The following is a 21,806-nucleotide window of genomic DNA, read 5'->3' as shown; positions in this document are numbered from 1 at the left end:
TAGGCTGATTATAACAAGAATGGCTGAAATTGTACACGAAAATAAAATCCCTTACTTACCACAATAGCTTTGAAAACTTTTATTTCTTTGCTACCCAGCCGATGGCATCGCTTGGGGGATTTTTGGTATCAATCCAGATGAATTCAATCCCGATTTCCCCATTTTTAAACTTGGTCAAGCCAATACCATTGATTTCAAGTTCATTGAACCGTTGACCTGTCAAGACTTCTCGCTCTTTCAACTGGAACACTTAAGGGGAACTAATACAAATCTTCTAAACTTCTATATTCAATGATTTCATTTTTGATAATATTCTTTTTAAACTCAAAATGTTTTAAAGGATTATCGATTAACACTAACTTTGGAATATCATCTAGGTTGGTGACTAGAGATAAAATAAAATCTGATTGAAACTCTTTAGCTTTCTCAAATTCGTTGGCAGTCAAACGAATGCGACCCTTAGATTTTCGAATTCCTTTAACTTCGGCAAGATAAGAATGTTCTTGAACATCTACTTGGAAATCATATCCATCACCATAAAGACGGGCATCGGTCAATAGTCCACCTTGAAATTTTTCTTCTTTATCAAAGTTGAGTATAAAATAATTTTCTGCTTCCATTCCAGTTTCTTGTAGACGTTTGAATTTAGTTCGAATAATTGGTTTTTCAATGGTAGTAATGCCTGTTCGCTTTCCTTCACTGGCAAGTAACATTTTAACGATTTCAGCATAACTATGAACATCTTCATTTCCAAACATCATGTCAATTAAATCTTTACGAAAACGGTAAACTTCAGCTTTCTGCCACCAACCTTTCCGATTATTATCAAAATAAGGATCAAATAAATCCATTCGATTCTTTACGACCCCAGTTGTTTCAGCAATTCCCAGAGAAACCACATAGCGATAGAACTCAGACTTACTAGAACATTAAAATTCTTTTATAAAAAGCTTGTCAAACTTGGCAAGACCGTAGCCAATTAAATTTAACAATTCATAATGCGGGTGTTTAGACATCGCTTTCTCCATCAATAGATATTGATTTCATTATACCAAAAAACACGGCTCATCACCGTGTTCCTGTGTTTATTTAACCAACTTCTTCATCTCATCAATACGTACGACTGTCGCATCGTATTTGGCTTGGTAGTCAGCTTGTTTGTCGCGTTCTTTTTGGACGACTTCTGGTTTGGCGTTGGCTACGAAGCGTTCGTTAGAGAGCTTCTTACCAACCATCTCCAGTTCTTTTTGCCATTTAGCGAGTTCCTTGTCGAGACGAGCGAGTTCTTCTTCGACGTTGAGGAGGTCTGCCAGTGGCAAGTAGATTTCTGCTCCTGTGATGACGCTTGACATAGCAAGTTCAGGTGCAGGGATGGTTGATGCAATTTCCAAGTGTTCTGGATTTGTGAAGCGTTTGATGTAGTTGACATTGCTGTTAAAGAAGACTTCCAAGTCACTATCGCTTGTCTTAACAAGGATGGTAATCGGCTTACTTGGTGCTACGTTTACTTCCGCACGCGCATTCCGAACGGCACGGATCAAGTCTTTGAGGCTTTCGACACCAGTGTGAGCTGCAAGATCTTCAAAGGCTGAATTAACAGTTGGGTAAGCAGCTGTAACGATAGAACCTTCTGAGATTTGTCCAAAGATTTCCTCTGTCACGAATGGCATGATTGGGTGAAGGAGACGAAGGATCTTGTCCAAGGTATAAAGGAGAACAGAACGTGTGATGACTTTCTCTTCTTCGTTATCGCTATAAAGGACTTCCTTGGTCAACTCAACATACCAGTCCGCAAACTCGTCCCAGATGAAGTTGTAGAGGATATGTCCAGCGACACCAAACTCAAACTTGTCAAAGTTGGCAGTAGCTTTTCCGATAGTTTCATTGAGGTTGTGGAGAATCCAGCGGTCTGTGACATTTCCAGCTTCCTTGTTGGCAACTTTTTCCACATTGGCAGTTGCTTGCTCAAGAGTCAAGCCTTCATTGTTCATGAGGATGTAGCGAGAGATGTTCCAGATCTTGTTAATGAAGTTCCATGAAGCATCCATTTTCTCATAAGAGAAGCGCACGTCTTGACCTGGTGCAGAACCGTTTGAAAGGAACCAACGAAGGCTATCTGTTCCGTACTTATCAATAACATCCATTGGATCAATCCCGTTACCAAGAGATTTCGACATCTTGCGTCCTTGCTCATCACGAATGAGACCATGAATCAAGGCATTTTTGAATGGCGACTTGCCAGTAAATTCCAAACCTTGGAAAATCATACGAGACACCCAGAACGGAATAATATCATAACCTGTCACCAAAGTTGATGTTGGATAATAACGTTTAAAGTCTTCTGAGTCGACATCCGGCCAGCCCATAGTAGAGAATGGCCAAAGAGCCGAACTGAACCACGTATCCAAGACGTCTTCGTCCTGAGTCCAACCGTCACCTTCTGGAGCTTCTTCGCCGACATATATTTCACCCTCAGCATTGTACCAAGCAGGGATTTGGTGACCCCACCAGAGCTGACGAGAGATTACCCAGTCGTGAACATTTTCCATCCATTGAAGGAAGGTATCGTTGAAACGAGGTGGGTAGAATTCTACCTTGTCCTCTGTGTCTTGGTTGGCAATAGCATTTTTAGCCAATTGGTCCATCTTGACGAACCACTGAGTAGACAAGCGTGGCTCAACCACGACACCTGTACGTTCTGAGTGACCAACACTGTGAACAAGTTTTTCGATTTTGACAAGAGCACCTATTTCTTCCAGCTTAGCAACGACTGCCTTACGAGCTTCAAAACGATCCATTCCTGCAAATTCAAAGGCCAAGTCATTCATAGTTCCGTCGTCGTTCATGACATTGACTTGTGGCAAGTTATGGCGTTGACCAACCAAGAAGTCGTTTGGATCATGGGCAGGTGTGATTTTCACGACACCCGTACCAAACTCAGGATCTGCGTGTTCGTCTCCAACGATTGGGATGAGTTTATTAGCGATTGGAAGGATGACGTTTTTACCAATCAAGTCCTTGTAGCGAGGGTCTTCTGGATTGACAGCGACAGCCACATCTCCCAACATGGTTTCAGGGCGCGTGGTCGCGACCTGAAGCCCGCGCGAGCCATCTTCCAACATATAATTCATGTGGTAAAAGGCACCTTCCACGTCCTTGTGGATAACCTCGATATCAGAAAGAGCTGTGCGAGCTGCTGGGTCCCAGTTGATAATAAATTCACCACGGTAGATCCAACCTTTCTTGTAAAGGTCCACAAAGACCTTACGAACAGCTTTTGACAAACCTTCGTCAAGAGTGAAACGCTCACGAGAGTAGTCTACAGAGAGCCCCATCTTGCCCCATTGTTCCTTGATGGTCGTTGCATACTCGTCTTTCCATTCCCAGACTTTCGTCAAGAAAGACTCACGGCCTAGGTCATAGCGGCTGATGCCCTCACCACGCAAGCGCTCCTCAACCTTAGCCTGAGTGGCAATCCCCGCGTGGTCCATCCCTGGAAGCCAAAGGGTATCAAAACCTTGCATCCGTTTTTGACGGATAATGATATCTTGAAGAGTTGTATCCCAAGCGTGACCAAGGTGAAGCTTCCCAGTTACGTTTGGTGGTGGAATCACGATTGAATAAGGCTCTGCCTTTTGATCGCCTGAAGGCTTGAAAACATCCGCATCAAGCCATTTTTGGTAACGACCAGCCTCAACCTCGGCTGGATTGTATTTAGGTGAAAGTTCTTTAGACATGTGTTTGTCCTTTCTAGTTTATATCTTTGATTAATTTCGGTGGATATGAAGTGGAGTTTTGATTAATTCCCCTAACCAAATAATTATCATATCCAAATTTAAATTCTTGTTCATATTCTCTACCAATGACATCACTGAATTTTATCTTGAATTCAATAAAATAATTCTGTTCTTCGTTATTTTCTATTTCAAATATTTCTAAATTAATTGATTCATTCGGTATTGCAAAGTTCTCACTAAAATAATCATGAAATCCATGCGTCATTCTTTCTAATGATGGTACTTGGTCGAAATAAATTGAATTCCCATTAGAATCTTTTTTCATCTCCCTAGTCATTATATTAGTTGCTGTTCCTCTACCAACATTCGTTAAGTACAACTTCACATATAATTTCTTATTTGAATCATATTCTATGCATGATTTAGTTCTGTTAATATGGAAATATGGTTTCAAATTGGATTGATTTTCAATACTAAATTGTAATTCATTCGTTATCTGTTGATATTCTGAAAAACTCTTTTGAAAATCCTGAAAATCACTTAATTTCTCTTGCGCTTCTTTATTAAAAGCATCCTGTGCTTTTTGCCTCTTATCATCATCTTTTTGCTTTTTACGATTTGAAAAAAATGTAAAAAATCCTGTAATTAATGAAATTACCAGCGCTATAAAGGCAACCTTATCAGAGTTATACCATTCTATAATAAGATTCCAAATATCCATTTAACTATCCTCCATAATCTTCCTAAACTGATATTCAAAATCACACACATACTTCTGGATTCTGTTGAGCTTCCCATTGACCCCTCAGCAAGCCATATCTCAAATCATCACAGCGGTTGCCTTGAGCATCTTTGCGGTCTCTTATGCGAGCTTCGAGGGTAAAGCCAAGCTTTTCCGCGACTCGTTGACTTTGAAGGTTATATCCAAAGCAAATTAGTTCAATCTTGTGAAGACCAAGTTCTTTAAAAGCTAGATCAATCAAGGCACACGCTGCTTCTGGCACATAACCTCGACCCCAATAGTCTGGATGCAAGATATAGCCGATTTCAAGAACATCATCTTCATGGCGATGGTTGAAATCAACAGAGCCGATGATAGTATCGGTCCCTTTAACCACTATGCCGTAACCAGCTGGGAGATTGTCCTTTTCATTTCGCTCGGGCAGAGTGTGCTCCAGATAATAAATCTCATCTTCCAAGGTCTTGACAGGTGGAAAACCGGCTGGGTAAGAAACTTCTGGACGACTAGCATAATCAAAGATATCCTCAGCATCCGCCACTGTGCGGACTCGTAAAACGAGACGTTCTGTTTCGATTTTATCTGGCAACTCAGCTCTTGTCATCTTTCTACCTCGCTTTCTACAAAAAATGCCCCTGCCATCTACATGACAGGGACGAATGTATTTATCCGCGGTACCACCCAATTTCGGGCAGTTGCCCGCAACTCTCGTCTTTAAAACAAAAAGACACTTTTATTTCAATTTTTCATCCATTAGCAACTAGTTTTGACACATTTGTGGACTTCTCAGCTCCGCCACTTTCTGTAAAATGTGGAATTCAAAACACCTCTAACGGCTCTATTGTAGCAAGTTTTTCTTGGAATTGCAAGGCACAAGAAAGATTACTTGAACTTGATGCCATTTTCCTTCAATTTCTTGATGGTAGCTGGGCCGATTCCTTTCAAGGCAAGGAGTTCTTTTTCAGTCCAGTTTTTGAAATCTGAAGCAGACTTGATTCCTTCATCGTAGAAAGTTTTAGCACGGTCAAGTGGAAGTCCACCCAAGTTATCTGCAAAATCTTCTACAGAATTGGCTACTTTTTGAGCTTGCTCTTTAGTAGCTTCTACTGCTTGTTCAACTTTTTTAGAAACAGCCTTACCAGCTTCGCTCGCTGACTGATCTGCACGTTTCACGACTTTCTTTGTCTCTTCTACAACCTTCGTCACAGTACTTGAAAAAGCACCTGCGCGACGAAGGCTATTTCGTAATTGTTTTTTACGATTGAGTTTCTTTGACATGATAAAATCCTTTCAATAAAAAATCCTTGTTTTGACAAGGATTTAATATAAATATTCTATCAAGATTTTAGTGAAAAATCAAGAAATGAAATATAATTAGAATAAAAATCAGTTTTTTCCTACTCCTAGAAAAAATTGACAATGGTTTAACAAGTTAATAAAATGTATCTCAATGTGCAAAACTGATTCACACTAAAAGCTGGCGGAGATGAATTTATGAATACTGAAAGTTACTTTGATGGTGGACTCTTGAGTTATATTGGTTACTCCATTTTATCATTCATCATTATTGTCCTTACTTTAGGAATAGCAACCCCATGGGCTGTCTGTCTCATGCAAAATTGGAAAATCAAACATACCGTCATTGATGGACGTCGCCTCTACTTTAATGGTACAGGTGCCCAGTTATTTGGAAACTGGATTAAATGGTTTCTACTTTGTATCATCACGCTTGGAATTTATTCTTTTTGGTTGAACATCAAAATGGAACAATGGATTACCAAACATACACACCACGTATAAAATAAAAAGTGCGGTTCTTACAACTGCACTTTTTATCTAAGCAATCAATAATTTCTCTCACCAAACAATCCCTCTGGCAAATCATGGAATCCCTTACCTGCCTTGAAGTTTTCAAACTTACCAAGCAAGAACTGATAAGCATCCAAGCGGCTTTCGTAGCGAATCATGGCATCTTTGGCACGGTCGTCTTGGTCTTCTTCGTAGACCTTTTGGCTTTCCTTGTGCGCCATGCCGTTAATCATAATCTGTGTATTAACCCAAGCTTCAAATTCCTTCATAAATTCTTGTTCGTAACTCATTTTTTCTCCTTATTCTAATCCACGGAAATAGTCCGTGTCAATCTCACGGTAGGGCTGGATATCCTGAACATACTCCAGCACTCCTTGGAATTCTCCGTTTTCATCGTGTACTGCGGCATAGGTGATGTGGACAAACTTTCCTCGCGACTCAGACTTAAACCACATTTCATACTTGTCCTTGGTTCCCTCACGAAGTCCCTTCATGATGGTCTTGACCTTGTCCAAATACTTAGGCGGATGACAGAGTTCAACATTGCGCCCGACTTGGGACGGTGTCCTTTTGAAAATCATCTCATCAGCTGGCGCATTGTCATTGTAATACTGAAAAATGTCATCTTTATTGACAAAGGTAATCTCCATAGGGAGGTGATTGAGGATGAGATTGGCCTGCTCGACTGAGAGATAGCCATTGCCAAAAGCCTGTTGACTGTGGCGGTCCAGCACTGTTTCCTTTTCCTTAGGGGTAAAGGTAATGGTAAACTGGCCTTCAGGCGTATCGATAACTTGCTGAACTTGACCTTCTGCCTTATCTAGCTGCACGGTCTCCTCTGCACTCTTTTCTTCAACAAAATTCTGTCTTTCTGGCACCCATTTCTCAGACGGACGGATGATAGCATAGCCATAAGCATCACTCTCCTCCGCAATCTGAAGCCAGTCATCCTGAGTAAAGGACTCAAGGAGAATCATGAGAAGGATGGACTCTTCCTTGAAAATCATACTTTCAAACTCTGTCGCAAAAGCTTCAAAAGCTTCCTTTACAGTGGAAATTGGGACTTCTGGTAATGACTTGACTGTCGTTAGGGCTGTCTGAAAGAGATCCCGAATCTGGTCATCCACTCCCCACATGACCTTAGGAGGCGAATCGTGACCATAACGCTCCATGATGGGGAAAAAGAGCTCTTCCTTACGCTGATAATGGATGTCAAATTGACCGACAAGGCCCATTTGACGAACCAAGCCCTTGCGCATCTCCGCAAGCATTTCTTCATCTTCCATAGACTCATAAGTATCTAACAATCTACGAATGCGAATCAAGGTTGCACGGAGAGCCAGATTTTCATCCTTGAAGACGCGAACTGGGTGGCCAGGGTGTTCGGTATCTGCAACTTCGACACCCCTAACAGCATTTTTAAAAAGATTGGCATGGACATCGCAGAGTTCCATAACATCTTCAAAGGTGACACCTGAGTCTGAGTTCATCAGTTCGTGCTCCATGAGGGAAATCTCGATGGCTGACACACCTGTAAAGGTCGCATCAAAGCGCTCCTGAACCGACTCAGGAGAGGCGCCATTATGCAATTCTAACAAAATATCCCGTAGGACATGAATCCGTTCATCTACCATTAGTCTAATCCAATCACTTCGTAGCCATTTGCTTCCAGCGTGCGGACAATCTTGTCCATAGGAGTTCCTTCTAGCTTAGAACCCTGTTTGAGCGATACTTTGCGACCGACTGTATTGCGCATCAAGGGATTAGCAAGTGGTTTAAAACCGAGCTCCACTAGGATTTCCAAGACTTCTGGATGCTTGTCCACCACTTCTGCAACAGGAATTGACACATCGATGATATTATCCATAACGACCTCCACTGAATCTTCTAAAATGATTTTACTGCTTATATTATACCATATGGGAAGAGATTAAAAAACTAGCAGCGGTGTTCCTGCTAGTTTCTTTCATTTCAAGTTATTCCTTATCCTCTGGTTTTGCGAGCCACTGGCCTACATCCATCAGCTTGGCAGCAAGCAGTACTTTCCCGAAACCTACTAGAGCATTGTCGTCTTTTTTCATGTTCTTCAGAACTTTGACGCTTTGCATCACGAAAAAGTAATTCCCGTAAGTCTTGGCTAGAATTTTTATGAGTCCCATATTACCTTCCCTCGTCTAGCTGCAGTTTCTAGCTAATTGCTATACCAGACTAGCTAGTTATTGATAAGAAATCATTTCATCTCACTCTTTCTAATTTCTATACTATCATACAAGCTAAGCTTTATAAAGCTTTTTAACAATTTTTTACTCTAGAAAGATTCCCCAGTATTTTTTATTGCCATTTCTCCACCAAAAAAGAGGGTGTCCCCTCTTTCTTAATTTTTATCCAGATTACGTAGCATCTCGTCAATCTTGTTTCCATATTCAATGGATTCATCTTTGACGAAGGTCAAATCTGGGATTTTGTACAATTTCAAATTGCGACCAAGTTCACGTTTGATGGTACCAGTTGCTTTTTCAAGCCCGATTTGAGCTTTTTGGTTATCCGAAGCAAGGTTACTTAAAATGGTGTAGTAAACCTTGGCAACAGACAAGTCACCCAACATCTGAACATCTGTGATGGTCACACCTTGGATACGCGGATCACGGACTTTCTTTTGCAAAATCTCATTGACTTCACGCTTGATTTCCATGCCCACACGATCCGTACGGAAATGATTTGCCATGATATTCCTTTCTCTACTTTGAACCAAAAGCTAGGCCAGCAGACCTAGCTATTTCTATTTAGATAGAGGAACTAGAGCCATTTGAATCTAGGAAACAAGCCTTAGATAGAACTTGAGGTTCATCAAGGCGCTGTTGACGACGAGTCAAATGAGCTATCGTTTCTCTATTATCGTTTGATTTCCTCCATGACATAGACCTCAATCACATCATCAGTCTTGATATCATTGTAGCCGTCAATCATCAATCCACCTTCACGACCGTTTGTAACTTCTTTCACGTCGTCTTTGTAGTGTTTCAAGCTTGCGAGTTCGCCGTCATAGATAACGACACCGTCACGGATAACACGGACTTTAGAGTCACGGGTAACCTTACCGTTGATAACCATGAATCCACCGATGGTTCCCACTTTAGACACCTTGAAGGTTTCACGAATAACTGCTTCACCGATAACTTTTTCTTCGAATTCTGGGTCAAGCATCCCTTTCATAGCTTCTTCCATCTCTTCGATAACCTTATAGATAATGCTGTGGAGACGAATTTCAACATCGTCAGCTTCTGCTTGTTGACGAGCTTGTGGTGTAGGGCGTACGTTGAAACCAACGATGAAAGCATTTGAAGCTTCGGCAAGGGTCACGTCAGATTCGTTGATGGCACCGACTGCCGAGTGAACGATGGTCACTTTCACACCTTCCACATCAATCTTTTGAAGTGAGGCAGAAAGAGCTTCAACAGAACCTTGTACGTCGGCCTTGATGATAACGTTAACTGATTTGAGTTCACCAGCTTTAAGCGTATCAAAGAGGTTTTCAAGGCTGACACGTTGGGTAGCTTGACGTTGTTTCATGAGGGCACGTTTGGCACGCTCTTCACCTGCTGCACGCGCAGACTTTTCATCTTCGTAGACAGCAAAGTGGTCACCCGCCATAGGCGCTTCGTTCAAACCTGTGATAGAAACTGGTGTTGATGGACCTGCTACCTTGACACGACGACCAAGGTCATTGGTCATAGCACGGACACGACCGAAGGTATTTCCGACAACGATTGGGTCTTGGACATTCAAGGTACCTTGTTGTACAAGAAGGGTTGCGACCGCACCTTTTCCTTTATCTAAGCGCGCTTCGATAACGGTACCGATCGCACGCACTGTTGGGTCTGCCTTGAGTTCTTGGATTTCAGCTACAAGAAGGACTGTTTCCAAGAGTTCATCGATATTTTGGTTAAATTTAGCTGAGATTTCAACAAATTCAGAATCTCCACCCCAGGCAGTTGACATAACCCCATGCTCAGCCAATTCACTGATAACACGTTCTGGATTGGCACCTGGTTTATCAATCTTGTTGATAGCTACGATGATTGGAACGTTGGCTGCTTTTGAGTGGTTGATGGCTTCGATAGTCTGAGGCATAACCCCGTCGTCGGCCGCTACAACCAAGATAGTAATATCGGTAACAGATGCACCACGCGCACGCATAGATGTAAAGGCCGCGTGTCCTGGTGTATCAAGGAAGGTAATCTTCTTGCCATTTTCCACGATTTGGTAGGCACCGATATGCTGAGTGATACCACCTGCTTCACCTGTCGCAACACGAGAGTTACGAAGGGTATCCAAAAGGGTTGTCTTACCATGGTCAACGTGTCCCATGATCGTTACAACCGGTGGACGCTCAACCAATTCATCTTCATTGAGATACCCATCTTCGACAAAGAAACGTTCGATATCGGCATTATCCACTTCAACCTTTTGTTTGGCTTCGATACCGTAATCCACCATAAGGAGTTCGATGGTTTCTCCATCCAAGGATTGGTTTTGTGTGGTCATAATCCCCATCATAAAGAGTTTCTTAACGATTTCAGCTGGTTCACGTTTGATACGTTTTGCGATTTCCGCAACGGTCATACCATCTGTATATTCAAATTCTGTTGGCAATTCATGGAATTTACGCTCCGTAACAGGTTTTGGAGCTTGATTACGGTTGTTCTTGTTATTACCTTTTTTGTTCTTTTTGTTGTTATTCCAGTTACTATTCTTTTGATTTCTCACTTGATTTTGACTACTTCGATTCTTTTGTTGTTTTCTAGGACCATCTTCTTCATGATCATAATCGTCACGATTTTTGTCTGGTCGAGCTTGTTTTTTACGACGTGTATCCACTGCAGGTTCTTTTTTCTCAGGGACGACTTCAACCACTGCTTGAACTTGCTGTGCTTGTTGCGCTTGTTCAGCTAACTTAGCTGCTTCTTCAAAGATTTCCTCTGGTTCCTTGCGTTTGTTAGCTTGAGCCAAGGCTTCTTTAGCAGCTTGATACTGCTTGAAGCGTTCCTCACTTGAACGTGCATATTCAGCATTTTGTTCTGCTTTTAAGGCTGCTGCACGGGCTTTAAAGTCAACACGTGGAGCCGCTTGATTTGGACGTTTGTCCTCTTGCTGACGACGATTGTTTCCACGATTTTGCTGACCTTGCTGTCTCTTAGCTTGGTCATTAAAGCGACGATTGTCGCGGTTGCCTTGACCTTGTTTTCCACCATTGCGACCGTTGTTTTTCTGACGGTTTCCGTTTTGTTGTTGGTCACGGTTATTGCCCTTATTTTGCTTGCGTCGTTCTGCCTGCTCTTTAGCACGTGCTTCACGCTCAGCCTTGAAATTACGACTTTGCGGTTTAGCCGTTACTTTTTCTGTTTTCGGAGCGACTGGCTCAGCTGGTTTTGCCTCTTCCTTGGCTACAGCTGGTTTTACTGGTTCAGACTTTTCGGCTTTCTTTTCTGCACTTGCTTTTGGGGCTGCAGGTTTTGCTTCTTCTTTCGGAGCAGCTGCGGACTTAAAGCTGGCAGCGATTTTTGCAGCGACAGCTTCTTCCACACTTGATGAGTGGCTTTTCACATCCAAGCCCAACTCTTTTGCACGCGCTACAACTTCCTTACTTTCTTTTCCAAGTTCTTTTGCGATTTCGTACAATCTTTTCTTAGACAAATCATGTCCTCCTCTTCTATTCCATAAGAGACCTCATTTTCTTTGTAAATCCAGCATCTGTTACAGCCAAAACCTTTCTTGATTTTCCGACTGCTATGCTTAATTCCAGTGTTGAAAACACGGTTACAATTTCTACTTGATAATAATGACTTTTATCCTGAATCTTCTTGGTCAGATTGGGTCCAGCATCATGGGCTAGAAAGACCAACTTGGCCTTACCGTCTTGAATGGCCTTGACCACCAATTCTTCACCCGATATGACCCGCCCTGCTCGCTGAGCAAGTCCCAAGAGATTGCTTATCTTTTGCTTATTCAAGTCCTAACTCTCTTCTTTTCACTTTGCGATCTACATAAGCGATCAACTCGTCATAAAAGCTTTCATCTACTTCCATGCTAAAACTACGGTTAAAGACCTTCTTCTTTTTCGCCTCTAGGGCTTCTGCATTGTCTAGTTTGATATAAGCGCCGCGGCCATTGGCCTTGCCTGTCGGATCGATAAAGACTTGCCCTTCCTTGTTCTTGACAATGCGGAGCAAATCACGCTTATCAATCACTTCGTTAGACACAACAGACTTGCGCAAAGGGATTTTTCTCGTTTTCATCTTTCCCTCCTCTAGCAGCTTTTATTCTTCTACAGTATCGTTTTCTGCTTCCAAATCTACCGAACCAGCTTCTTCCATGGCTTCAAATTCGCTAGCAGACTTGATATCGATACGGTAACCAGTCAAGTGAGCCGCCAAGCGCACGTTTTGTCCACGACGACCGATAGCAAGAGAAAGCTTGTTATCAGGAACAACCACCAAGGCACGTTTGCTGTCGTTTTCGTCAAAAATAACTTGGTCAACTTCAGCAGGAGCGATGGCATTGTAGATAAATTCAGCTGGATCTGCTACCCACTCGATAACATCGATATTTTCTTCGATTGGTACCATACGATTACTCTTAGCATCGTAGCGAGTTGGGTGGAATTTGCTAGTAATCTTCTTGATATTGGCTCCACCACGTCCAACGATTGTTCCGATAGCATCCACGTTTGGATTATGGCTACGAACTGCAACCTTCGTACGGTCACCAGCTTCACGAGCCACGCTCATGATTTCAACAGTTCCGTCATAAACTTCTGGAATTTCTTGCTCCATCAAGCGTTTGATTATTTCTGGATGACTACGACTAACAAAGACGTTCACACCACGAGGGTTGTCTTCAACCTTGTAGACATAAACTTCAATACGATCATGAGAAGCAAAAACTTCACCAGGTATTTGGTCTTGTTTTGACAATTGGGCTTCGATGCTACCAAGGTTGACATAAATAAAGCGGTTGTCAAAGCGCTCTACAGTACCAGACATGATTTCTTGTTCATGCTCTTTGTAAGTATTGTAAGTGATGGCACGTGTTTGCTTGCGCATTTTTTCCATGATGGTTTGTTTGGCAGATTGGGCTGCTACACGACCAAACTCAGCAGGTGCTTCTTCAAACTTAATTTTATCACCAAGTTCATAGGCTGAATTAATGGCAAGAGCATCTTTCAAGCTGATTTCCAAACGGCTATCAAATACTTCATCAACCACTTCACGAACAGTATAAACGGTAAAGTCACCTGTTTTTTCGTTGAAATCAATAGCTACGCTGTCTGATTGACCATAACGTCTGCGATAAGCGGAACGAAGCGACTCTACTACTGCGTCGATGATATCTTCTTTTTTGATTCCCTTGTCTTCTTCCAAAATGCGGAAGGCCTCTAGCATTTCTTTACTCATGTTTTCTTCACTTTTGAATCCTCAAAAGCTATCCTTTCTTTTTCTATAATTTTACTGCTAAACGTGCTTTTGATACTAAACTGTATGGAATTTGGACAGTTTTCTTACGCGTCTTATCCATATATTCCATAGTCAACTCGTCCTCTTCGAAGGCCAACAAGGTTCCTTCAAAGACCTTTTGCTTATCGATGGCTTGGTAGAGCCCGACATGGATGTATTTCCCAACCGCTCCAGCAACGGCATCCTTGGTTTTTAAAGAACGTTCCAAGCCTGGACTGGTAATTTCTAGGAAATATTGTTCTGGGAAGGGATCTGGCTTGATGGTGTCTAGGACAGGACTGATCATTTCTGTCAAGTCTGCCGTGTCGTTCAAGGTAATTCCTTCAGGTTTATCTACAAAAATACTGAGAATCATGTCACTGCCAATCTTTCCATACTCGATATCCACGAGCTCGAAAGGTGCTTCTATGACAGGTTCTACAACTTCTCTGACTAATTCTACGATTGTTGCGATTATGTCCACCTCCTCATAAGCAAGAGGCGAAGATATTTCCCCGCCTCACTTTCTCATATTCTTACCCTTAGTATAGCACGTTTGCCAACTGATGTAAAGCAAAAGCACTTATACAGCCTGATTTCAGGCTATTTCTTAAAATTCTGCCTCAACTCGGTAGATAACTTGACCCTTTTTTGAGAATTTTTGCTCGTATTCTGTCATGACATTGCCTTCAAAATCACTGGCATGCAAGTCCAACCAAACACCGTTGAGCTTCATGCCATACTGAGAAAAGCTCACTAGGCTGTACTCAAACAAGCCACGGTTATCCGTCTTGAAATGAATTTCTCCATTTTCAGGCAAGATACGCTTGAAGGTATCCAAGAAGGTCTTGTAAGTCAAACGACGCTTTTCATGGCGTTTTTTCGGCCATGGATCTGAAAAGTTCAGATACAAGCGATCGATCTCGCCGTCTTCAAAATAGTCTGTCAAATCAGAACCATCTACCCACAAGAGCTTGATATTAGGTACTCCAACTTCAAGCACCTTGTCTAAGGCGTAGCTCAAAACAGACTTTTGAATATCAATCCCGATATAGTTGATGTCAGGGTTTTGTTTTGCCATACCTGAAACAAAGGCACCCTTTCCACTTCCAACTTCCACATGAATGGGATTGTCATTGCCAAACAAGTCCCGCCATTTCCCCTTGGCTTCTAAGGGATTGAGGACCACATACTGGGGATTTGCCTCTAGTAATTCTGTCGCCCCTTTACGATTTCTAACTCTCATCTTCTCTTTCCATGCTTGTCTCGGAAGTGACGCAAGCCATGAATCTCCCGATTGACATTTTCTAAATCTTGGTTCATATAATACTTGGAAATCTGGCTCAAATAAGACAATTGACCATACCAATACAATTTAGTTAATACCGTTTGATTGTACTTGTAACCGTAGTAGGTCAACCATTCCTTCCACTGATGTTCTGGAATATAATGGCAGAGCATGTGGGCCACGTCAAACATGCGGTCGGTCAAGCGAACTGAATCCCAATCCACCAAATAAATCAAGCCACTGTCTGTCTCAATCCAATTACTATGTCGTACATCTCCATGGACAATGGTCGCATAGTCCTCTCTAAATCCTGGAATAGTCTGACGTAAATCAGCCATCACTTCACTGATAAAATGATTTTTACGCAAAGCATCTGGAGCCGTTTCTTGCCAAGACTGCAGTAAATCTACAGGTGTTTCCTTGGCATATCCCAAACGACTCAACTGTGTCATCAAAGGACGTGAGCGATGCAGACGGGTTAAAATATTGACGATTTGCTTACGATTCATATCATAGGGGGTCAATATCTTGCCTGTCAACCATTCTTGAGCACACATATCACGCCCATCTGCCAAACGGCGACTCCATAATAATTGTGGAGCAATTTGTTCTCTAGCTAGACCAGGTAGGATTGGAGAGGTGTTCATTTTTACAAAGATACGCTTCCCATCAGGATAGCTACCCATATAAGCCTTGCCACTCTTCCCAGGTATGGGGGTCAGTGTTAGCTCATTATCACCCAAATCCATTTCTTTCCTCCGTATAAAGTTTCCTTACTATTCTACTAGTTTTTGGCCTATTCGTCAACCGCTCCACACCCGATTCTCAAAGAAAAGCTTGGGTATCATTATAGAAAGAAAAGGCAAGCACAATCTTCTACTTACCTTTTCATAATTTTTATAAATAATATAAGAGTGGCCAACTGTTGTAAAACATATGGACTAGAGTAGAAACCCATAAGTTTTGGCTCTTTTTATAAGCAAAACCCAGCAATAATCCCCCAAGTAGATAAAAAATAAACGAAGGGACATTAGAAGGTCCATGCATAAAAGAAAAGAGAGAGGAAGTTAGCACAAGCCCTAACCAAGAATTGTCAAAAACCGCACCTTGAAGAAGTCCTCTGAAAATGAGTTCCTCCTGGATGGGACCAAAAACTGAGGTAGTCAAAATCAAAGACAGGGAAATTCCTCTGCTGACTTCCGCCAAGTGTTGAACTCCCGCGCCAGAAGAAACAGCGAAGAAATGAATATAAACTAGCGTCTCAAGTACACTTAGAAGAAAGATGGCAATGAAAAGCAAAAGTTCTTTCTTGCTTAATATCCCAAAAGAAATCATTTCAAACTTTCTAGCATAAACAACACTCAGCGAGGTTACAAGAAGACTTACAATAATCAATGCAGATTCATTTTGAAAAAAATCCCCATGGTTAATCGTATAAGGAACTGTAATGACGATGATTAGTACTAAAAATCCAAAGCACAAGGCATGAAATTTATCAAAAAACTCCATAAAACTATCCTCCTCACCAAACTTCCCTACAAGTCATCCTTTAGATCTAGTCTTTCCAAAACAAACCATTTGAGTAGCCAAAATCCGACCACATAGCCAGCCCCTAAGAATATAGCCATAAATGCTAGCATGGGATTCAGAAAATAAAAGATCACAACAGATACAAAGGTGAGCACAAAAACATTAAAGGCAATGGTGTCAGAAGCCAAGACTAGAATATAGGGTGTCAACCAGTCTAAGGTTTTTGAATCTAGGAAAAATAAGTGTTTATACATGATGACCTCCTCTTGCCAGGCTATAGACTAGTCCCAGATTAAGCAGAATGTGATTTCCTACTTTTTATAATACTTCAAACCCCAAATGAGTAAAAATATGACAATCAAGCAGAGAACAGCGTCAATATAAGCGATTATTTGTTGGTAGGATTCTCCTGATGTAATACCTCTATACAAACAAATGATAGACATAAAACCTGTCAATCCGATGAACATGACTTGATTGGTTCTAGGACTAACCAAATCATCATTTACTTCTATTTAAGAGCATCTCTTTTATATTAACGTATGTTAACACTAAAAAACAAAACAGACCAATAATATTTAAAATAAATAGTAATGGGGTTAAGTCTCTAAAAAAATTAGCCACTGACACTATAAGAAATACTAACAATACTATAGTTGAAACTACCTTTTTCTTGTTCATAATTATTTACTCCATTCCAACTAAATTCAGCTTAGTAATGAAGAACGATTTTTAACAGAATGTAGCAGCACCAGTTGCCGCTCCGCCCCAAAAATCAACAGCAGCCCCAGATACAGTACCAATGATAGGTAGCGTTACAGTTCCCACGGCACTACCAGCAATTCCTGTAGTCAACGCCCCTCCAACTACACCAAGTCCACATTTTATCCAACCGCCACCTTCAATATTGGATAGCATTACTTCATCCATTACTTCAAATTGTTTCACCATTGTATTCATCATGAATACCTCCTTACATTTATATGAATTGTTTTATCTTGTTAAAAGCTCGATGAGTTTATTATACTCATTTTTCCTTATATCGTTATCCCCAAAGAAATTAATCCTTGAGCTAGATTTTTACTCAATTGTCCATATGCCGCAATTTCTTTATAAAATGTTGCAGCCTTTGGACTCAATGATTTATGACTATGAATACTACTAACAGCTTGTTGGCGAAGAGCTTCTGCCAACTCCATGACAACTCTCTGCTCATTTTTTGTATTCTCTAATCGAGTTTTATAATGTAATAAAATATCTCGTTCGTTTTGACGAATCTCTGGATCTAAAATCAAATTATAAACCTTATTGAGAATTTCTTCTGTTTTTTTATTCATGAATCATCCTCTATAGCCTCGAAGAAAATAGCTGCCTCCTAATGATGATATCCAACCATTAACTATGACATCTTTCGTTGCCTCAAAATTACTCTTAGTTACAATATATCCCCATTCTCCATTTGGATATCGGCAAGAATAACCATTTGCTCCTTCCATAACGAATTTACAAACGCCTTTTCCTCCACCTTTAATAGTAGCAAGGGAATTAGAGTTAATTGTATTAAAATGTTCTGTTACTTTTATATCCATGGTAAACACCTCCTATTTATGTACTGACCCTCAAAGTTAGATTTTTCTGTCTACCCTTGAGAAGCTAGTTCAAGGATAAATATTTTTTGTTTTGTCGAGTTGCAACTTTGACAGCTTCAGTATAGCACTATTTGGTAAAGTTTTTCATCCAAATCTTGAATTGGCATCGAAACGTCTTGAATTGTAAAAAATTGAAAAAAGCAAGCATGAAAAACATACTTTCCTCTTTATATTGTCTTGATACCGACTTGTTTGTAGACTTTTCATTCTGCTATCACATATCATTTTGACATGCTAAACAAAATTAAAGAAACTCCCCTGTAAATTAAGCTAGCAAATACAGGGGAGAAATTTATTTTTTAGGGGGTACTATCCGTATCCTTTTTGGGAGATTTTGAAAATATTTTTCTAATTAAATCATCCATATAAGGGCCAAATATACCAACTACTAAACCAATAATAAAACTTTTAAAATCCATAATTACCACCAACATGTTGCTGCATAGGCTACGCCTCCAAGTATAGCTCCACCCGCAGCACCAGTTGCAGCGCCTTGCCATGTTCCTGTTTTAATTCCTAGTTGAAGACCTCTTGCTGCTCCTCCTCCAACACCTGCTTTGGCAAAATCTCCCCAATTGCAACCACCACCTTCAACGCAAGCAAGCATATCAGTATCCATAATCTTAAATTGTTCCATCATTTTTGTATTCATGGCAAATACTCCTTTTTTTATTTTTAATTTTTTGTCCTGTTGCAACTTTGACAAGTTTAGTATAGCACTGCTTTAATTTTTTTCACTCAAATCCAGAGTCACAATAAAAATATTAGAAATACATAAACTATAATTAACATATCACCTGGACTACACCCTAGTATCCATATCTAATATTAGATAATTCTCTTAATTTTTTTATCTGATCAGACTGAATTTCAGATAAATGTAGTCCATTTTCAATTAATGCATTCGAAATTTCAATGTTCATTCGACTAAGGGTATAAGGAATCGATATACTTCCTTTCTTTAATTCATATTCGTAAGAAATCAATATATTTTTCAAAGGGAGAAGTTGAGAATCATATTTTATATTTTGAATAAGTTTTTCTAATATGATGATAGCTTCACGGCGTCTTTCAACTCCTCCAGAAAACCACTTTAAACCTCTCATTATAGAGGTCCCCCCGAATTCCAATCTGCATTCCCACCTGAAAATCCATTAACAATAGAATTAGTAAGAATTTTATTTATAGCTTCAGACCAGTTTACCCAGCAACCTTTAGAGTTATCACAATATAAACCATTACCGTAATATATTGTTTTTCCTCCTACTTTACTCGCAAGCATCTCTGTATCCATAACCTCAAATTGTTCCATCATTTTTGTATTCATGACAAATACTCCTTTTTTATTTTTGTCTTGTTGCAACTTTGACAATTTCAGTATAGCACTATTTGTTAAAGTTTTTCATCCAAATCTTGAATTGTCATCGAAACGTCTTGAATTGCAAAAACACTTACCCTTTTCTTTTATACTTCATTAAGCTCTACTTTTTATAATACTTCAAGTTCCAAATGAGCAGAAGCATGATCATCAAGCAGAGAATGGTAGCAATATAAGCGATTAGTTGTTGGTAAGATTCTCCTACAGTGATACCTCTATACAAACAAATAATAGACATAAAACCTGTCAAGCCGATATACATGAGTTGATTGGTTCTAGGACTAACCAAATCATCATCTTCAAACTCTCTTATCCTAACAGTAACTAAAGTAAAAACCAAGTTGATAATCACTAAAAGAAATTGGATGACAATATCGATATCCGAATAGTGATAATAGCGTCGTTTATCATCGGTCACAAGGTGTTTTGACATGATTTCTTTTAGATTCAACTTTGTGAAGAGTTATTTGAAAAGCAGAGGACCAGCTTGATTGATCAGATTTCCACCATCGAAAGAAAAGTGTGATAAAGTATTGTTTTTCATAGACTTATTTGATATACTGAGCATTGGAGTGCCCTTTTGTTTTTATTTTTTGCACTTATATCATAAAGGAGAAACTCCCTTTTTTCCAGTAAAAACAGCACCCAATGGGTGAAAAGAGAAAAGCGTCTAGAATCCTTGGTTTCATACCGATTCTGGATGCTTTTTTTATGTTATATATGAATAATCGGGTTTCTCTAATGTGGCCATAAAACTGAAACTGCCGCCCCACCAGCTGCACAAATTAAATAAATCTGCGGGGTTGGGAAGGGGATTGTCTGCGCACAAAGCGAAAGCCCCTCAACTGCACCACCTACTCCACTTAAAAATCTGTCTGCAAGTTGTTTATCACCAGCTGTTATCATTGTTAGTTTTTCATCAGGTAAAATGATGAAATTATTTACTGATTGTTCCATTCTTTTCACACTTTCTTTGTTAAATTAATTTGGCTAGTAGACAAAAGATAAACTAAAGCATTAAAGACAATGAAAATATATCCATAGAATAAAATCAACCTCGCATCCAAACCAAGATACAGTTTGACCATCAAAAAGATAAGCAAAAGGATTTGAAACCATAACGTTTTTCCAAAAATAAATTTAAAGCGATTTCGAATTTCTACTTCCTTGATTTTTACCGTTACTCCTTTATTAGCAAGAAGGAAAACTCCTACTTCGAACAAGCCACTGTAGAGAACAATCCACCCAATCGATACATTAGAGATTTGCAAAAATGTCCCTAAAAGAATATCCAACATACTACTCAAGAAAATAACAAGAAATAATCTGTATTTCATATAAATCGCCTCCTTTTACTACTATTTCCAATCTACTATATCGCTAAAAGTTTAACTTGCTCTAAAAGCTCCCCAAGCCGCTGTACAAAACTGTGCTCCTAAAACCCCGCCGGCAAGAGTTCCCACAACTGGGATAACACTCCCCAGAGCTGCACCTCCTATTGTACAAATTCCTAATGCTTGAACAACTTCTCCAGCTCCTACTTTATCTCCACCTTCAACACGAGCAAGCATTTCATTATCCATAACAGAAAATTGTGACATTATTTTTGTATTCATGATGAATACCTCCTTTTTTAAAAAACTAAAATAAATCAGAATAGAATCCTCATAATTTTACTATAAGTCTTACCAACTTAGTCCCAATTTATCACCAACCATACCTCCTAAGCATGTTAATCCACCCCCAATTGCACCAATGTGTGCTCCAACAAATGCACCAGCAAGTCCAGCTACTCCTAAAGTGGCCAAACCTGCTCCAGTTCCACCAGTTATAATTCCCGTAGTGACTCCTGTAATCAGTGCATTTTGACAATCAGTGGAGCTATACCCCCCTTCAACTTTCGCAAGCATTTCAGTATCCATAACCTCTAACTGTGACAACATTTTTGTATTCATGATGAATACCTCCTTTTTATTTTCAATTTGTTACCAAAGTCTTAAATTCAATAAACAAATAGATTTTTTATAGTATCTTTTTGATTTTCTTAAAAAAGTATATACGTCTACTATCTTCTTAAAGGTAGCAGTACCTATTTTTTAGTCTAAGATTTCAATAATCTTGAGTATCTAAAATATCTTAATTTCGTTATTCTCCTTGCAATAAAAAGTTTTACTATACTATTT

Annotated in this window: 32 protein-coding genes and 1 pseudogene; 1 reads left to right on the top strand and 32 read right to left on the bottom strand. The window is 40.0% G+C overall.

Features of this window, described 5'->3' with window-relative positions; genetic code table 11:
* Nucleotides 1–79 precede the first annotated feature (79 nt).
* From OVN21_RS10330 to OVN21_RS10305, 6 genes and pseudogenes are all read right to left on the bottom strand, one after another.
* A complete protein-coding gene (locus tag OVN21_RS10330; protein WP_267248358.1) occupies nt 80–241 on the bottom strand; it encodes a hypothetical protein in 162 nt (53 codons plus the stop codon).
* A 19-nt stretch (nt 242–260) separates the two neighbouring features.
* A pseudogene (locus tag OVN21_RS10325) lies at nt 261–1,016 on the bottom strand (DUF3883 domain-containing protein).
* A gap of 69 nt (nt 1,017–1,085) precedes the next feature.
* On the bottom strand, nt 1,086–3,737 hold the full coding sequence (locus OVN21_RS10320) for a valine--tRNA ligase (RefSeq protein WP_267248352.1): 2,652 nt from the start codon (nt 3,735–3,737) through the stop codon (nt 1,086–1,088).
* A gap of 13 nt (nt 3,738–3,750) precedes the next feature.
* Entirely contained in the window at nt 3,751–4,458 is a 708-nt protein-coding gene (locus OVN21_RS10315) for a hypothetical protein (RefSeq protein ID WP_267248351.1), read from the bottom strand.
* 40 nt (nt 4,459–4,498) lie between these two features.
* The gene (locus OVN21_RS10310) at nt 4,499–5,080 is read right to left on the bottom strand and encodes a GNAT family N-acetyltransferase (protein ID WP_267248350.1); all 582 of its coding nucleotides are present in this window, start codon (nt 5,078–5,080) and stop codon (nt 4,499–4,501) included.
* A 278-nt stretch (nt 5,081–5,358) separates the two neighbouring features.
* Nucleotides 5,359–5,754, bottom strand: coding sequence for a helix-hairpin-helix domain-containing protein (locus OVN21_RS10305; RefSeq protein ID WP_267248349.1), 396 nt, complete (start codon nt 5,752–5,754; stop codon nt 5,359–5,361).
* A gap of 216 nt (nt 5,755–5,970) precedes the next feature.
* Here OVN21_RS10305 and OVN21_RS10300 point away from each other — a divergent pair, with 216 nt between their 5' ends.
* Nucleotides 5,971–6,276: a DUF898 family protein gene (locus tag OVN21_RS10300; RefSeq protein WP_267248348.1), complete on the top strand. Its 306-nt coding sequence runs from the start codon at nt 5,971–5,973 to the stop codon at nt 6,274–6,276.
* A gap of 44 nt (nt 6,277–6,320) precedes the next feature.
* On the opposite strand, the gene OVN21_RS10295 is transcribed toward OVN21_RS10300, so the two are convergent.
* From OVN21_RS10295 to blpJ, 26 genes are all read right to left on the bottom strand, one after another.
* A complete protein-coding gene (locus OVN21_RS10295; protein ID WP_267248347.1) occupies nt 6,321–6,575 on the bottom strand; it encodes a DUF1912 family protein in 255 nt (84 codons plus the stop codon).
* A gap of 9 nt (nt 6,576–6,584) precedes the next feature.
* A complete protein-coding gene (locus OVN21_RS10290) occupies nt 6,585–7,919 on the bottom strand; it encodes a DUF438 domain-containing protein (RefSeq protein WP_267248346.1) in 1,335 nt (444 codons plus the stop codon).
* Entirely contained in the window at nt 7,919–8,152 is a 234-nt protein-coding gene (locus OVN21_RS10285; protein WP_000368739.1) for a DUF1858 domain-containing protein, read from the bottom strand. The genes OVN21_RS10290 and OVN21_RS10285 overlap by 1 nt, the downstream gene beginning before the upstream one ends.
* Before the next feature lie 109 nt (nt 8,153–8,261).
* Complete coding sequence (locus OVN21_RS10280) at nt 8,262–8,444, bottom strand: hypothetical protein (RefSeq protein ID WP_267248345.1); 183 nt, start codon at nt 8,442–8,444, stop codon at nt 8,262–8,264.
* Between the two features lie 215 nt (nt 8,445–8,659).
* Entirely contained in the window at nt 8,660–9,010 is a 351-nt protein-coding gene (gene rbfA / locus OVN21_RS10275) for a 30S ribosome-binding factor RbfA (RefSeq protein ID WP_020902201.1), read from the bottom strand.
* A gap of 167 nt (nt 9,011–9,177) precedes the next feature.
* A complete protein-coding gene (infB, locus tag OVN21_RS10270; protein WP_267248344.1) occupies nt 9,178–11,979 on the bottom strand; it encodes a translation initiation factor IF-2 in 2,802 nt (933 codons plus the stop codon).
* 16 nt (nt 11,980–11,995) lie between these two features.
* Nucleotides 11,996–12,295 (bottom strand): YlxQ-related RNA-binding protein, encoded by a 300-nt coding sequence (locus OVN21_RS10265; protein ID WP_261266181.1) that lies wholly within the window; start codon nt 12,293–12,295, stop codon nt 11,996–11,998.
* Entirely contained in the window at nt 12,288–12,581 is a 294-nt protein-coding gene (gene rnpM / locus OVN21_RS10260; RefSeq protein WP_267248343.1) for an RNase P modulator RnpM, read from the bottom strand. Before rnpM ends, OVN21_RS10265 begins: the two co-directional genes overlap by 8 nt.
* A gap of 21 nt (nt 12,582–12,602) precedes the next feature.
* Nucleotides 12,603–13,739 carry a transcription termination factor NusA gene (gene nusA, locus OVN21_RS10255; RefSeq protein ID WP_267248342.1) on the bottom strand — a complete coding sequence of 379 codons (1,137 nt, stop codon included), beginning with the start codon at nt 13,737–13,739 and terminating at the stop codon, nt 12,603–12,605.
* 43 nt (nt 13,740–13,782) lie between these two features.
* On the bottom strand, nt 13,783–14,262 hold the full coding sequence (gene rimP, locus OVN21_RS10250) for a ribosome maturation factor RimP (RefSeq protein ID WP_267248341.1): 480 nt from the start codon (nt 14,260–14,262) through the stop codon (nt 13,783–13,785).
* A 126-nt stretch (nt 14,263–14,388) separates the two neighbouring features.
* A complete protein-coding gene (gene trmB, locus OVN21_RS10245) occupies nt 14,389–15,024 on the bottom strand; it encodes a tRNA (guanosine(46)-N7)-methyltransferase TrmB (protein WP_267248340.1) in 636 nt (211 codons plus the stop codon).
* On the bottom strand, nt 15,021–15,815 hold the full coding sequence (ccrZ, locus tag OVN21_RS10240) for a cell cycle regulator CcrZ (RefSeq protein WP_267248339.1): 795 nt from the start codon (nt 15,813–15,815) through the stop codon (nt 15,021–15,023). The genes trmB and ccrZ overlap by 4 nt, the downstream gene beginning before the upstream one ends.
* A gap of 148 nt (nt 15,816–15,963) precedes the next feature.
* Nucleotides 15,964–16,575: a CPBP family intramembrane glutamic endopeptidase gene (locus OVN21_RS10235; RefSeq protein ID WP_267248338.1), complete on the bottom strand. Its 612-nt coding sequence runs from the start codon at nt 16,573–16,575 to the stop codon at nt 15,964–15,966.
* A 26-nt stretch (nt 16,576–16,601) separates the two neighbouring features.
* Entirely contained in the window at nt 16,602–16,850 is a 249-nt protein-coding gene (gene blpZ / locus OVN21_RS10230; RefSeq protein ID WP_267248337.1) for an immunity protein BlpZ, read from the bottom strand.
* 478 nt (nt 16,851–17,328) lie between these two features.
* A complete protein-coding gene (locus tag OVN21_RS10225) occupies nt 17,329–17,556 on the bottom strand; it encodes a Blp family class II bacteriocin (protein ID WP_267248357.1) in 228 nt (75 codons plus the stop codon).
* 77 nt (nt 17,557–17,633) lie between these two features.
* Complete coding sequence (locus OVN21_RS10220) at nt 17,634–17,933, bottom strand: bacteriocin immunity protein (RefSeq protein ID WP_267248336.1); 300 nt, start codon at nt 17,931–17,933, stop codon at nt 17,634–17,636.
* Nucleotides 17,934–17,936: 3 nt separating this feature from the next.
* A complete protein-coding gene (locus OVN21_RS10215; protein ID WP_267248335.1) occupies nt 17,937–18,185 on the bottom strand; it encodes a garvicin Q family class II bacteriocin in 249 nt (82 codons plus the stop codon).
* A 359-nt stretch (nt 18,186–18,544) separates the two neighbouring features.
* Complete coding sequence (locus tag OVN21_RS10210) at nt 18,545–18,664, bottom strand: PncF family bacteriocin immunity protein (RefSeq protein WP_001829206.1); 120 nt, start codon at nt 18,662–18,664, stop codon at nt 18,545–18,547.
* A gap of 2 nt (nt 18,665–18,666) precedes the next feature.
* Nucleotides 18,667–18,897 carry a bacteriocin-like peptide BlpU gene (gene blpU, locus OVN21_RS10205; protein WP_267248334.1) on the bottom strand — a complete coding sequence of 77 codons (231 nt, stop codon included), beginning with the start codon at nt 18,895–18,897 and terminating at the stop codon, nt 18,667–18,669.
* A 157-nt stretch (nt 18,898–19,054) separates the two neighbouring features.
* Nucleotides 19,055–19,351: a bacteriocin immunity protein gene (locus OVN21_RS10200; protein WP_267248333.1), complete on the bottom strand. Its 297-nt coding sequence runs from the start codon at nt 19,349–19,351 to the stop codon at nt 19,055–19,057.
* Nucleotides 19,351–19,572 (bottom strand): leucocin A/sakacin P family class II bacteriocin, encoded by a 222-nt coding sequence (locus OVN21_RS10195; protein ID WP_267248332.1) that lies wholly within the window; start codon nt 19,570–19,572, stop codon nt 19,351–19,353. The genes OVN21_RS10200 and OVN21_RS10195 overlap by 1 nt, the downstream gene beginning before the upstream one ends.
* A gap of 154 nt (nt 19,573–19,726) precedes the next feature.
* Nucleotides 19,727–20,056 carry an immunity protein gene (locus OVN21_RS10190; RefSeq protein ID WP_267248331.1) on the bottom strand — a complete coding sequence of 110 codons (330 nt, stop codon included), beginning with the start codon at nt 20,054–20,056 and terminating at the stop codon, nt 19,727–19,729.
* Between the two features lie 305 nt (nt 20,057–20,361).
* Complete coding sequence (locus tag OVN21_RS10185; protein WP_267248330.1) at nt 20,362–20,580, bottom strand: hypothetical protein; 219 nt, start codon at nt 20,578–20,580, stop codon at nt 20,362–20,364.
* A gap of 5 nt (nt 20,581–20,585) precedes the next feature.
* Entirely contained in the window at nt 20,586–20,960 is a 375-nt protein-coding gene (locus tag OVN21_RS10180) for an immunity protein (RefSeq protein ID WP_267248329.1), read from the bottom strand.
* Nucleotides 20,961–21,011: 51 nt separating this feature from the next.
* Nucleotides 21,012–21,239 carry a Blp family class II bacteriocin gene (locus OVN21_RS10175; protein WP_138337556.1) on the bottom strand — a complete coding sequence of 76 codons (228 nt, stop codon included), beginning with the start codon at nt 21,237–21,239 and terminating at the stop codon, nt 21,012–21,014.
* A gap of 69 nt (nt 21,240–21,308) precedes the next feature.
* Complete coding sequence (gene blpJ, locus OVN21_RS10170) at nt 21,309–21,578, bottom strand: bacteriocin-like peptide BlpJ (RefSeq protein ID WP_001093248.1); 270 nt, start codon at nt 21,576–21,578, stop codon at nt 21,309–21,311.
* Nucleotides 21,579–21,806: the final 228 nt, after the last annotated feature.

Source organism: Streptococcus sp. Marseille-Q5986 (genome assembly GCF_946902915.1).
Lineage (GTDB): Bacteria > Bacillota > Bacilli > Lactobacillales > Streptococcaceae > Streptococcus.
Note: the sequence above shows the minus strand (reverse complement) of the source record. Positions and strands in the feature narration are given on the sequence as shown.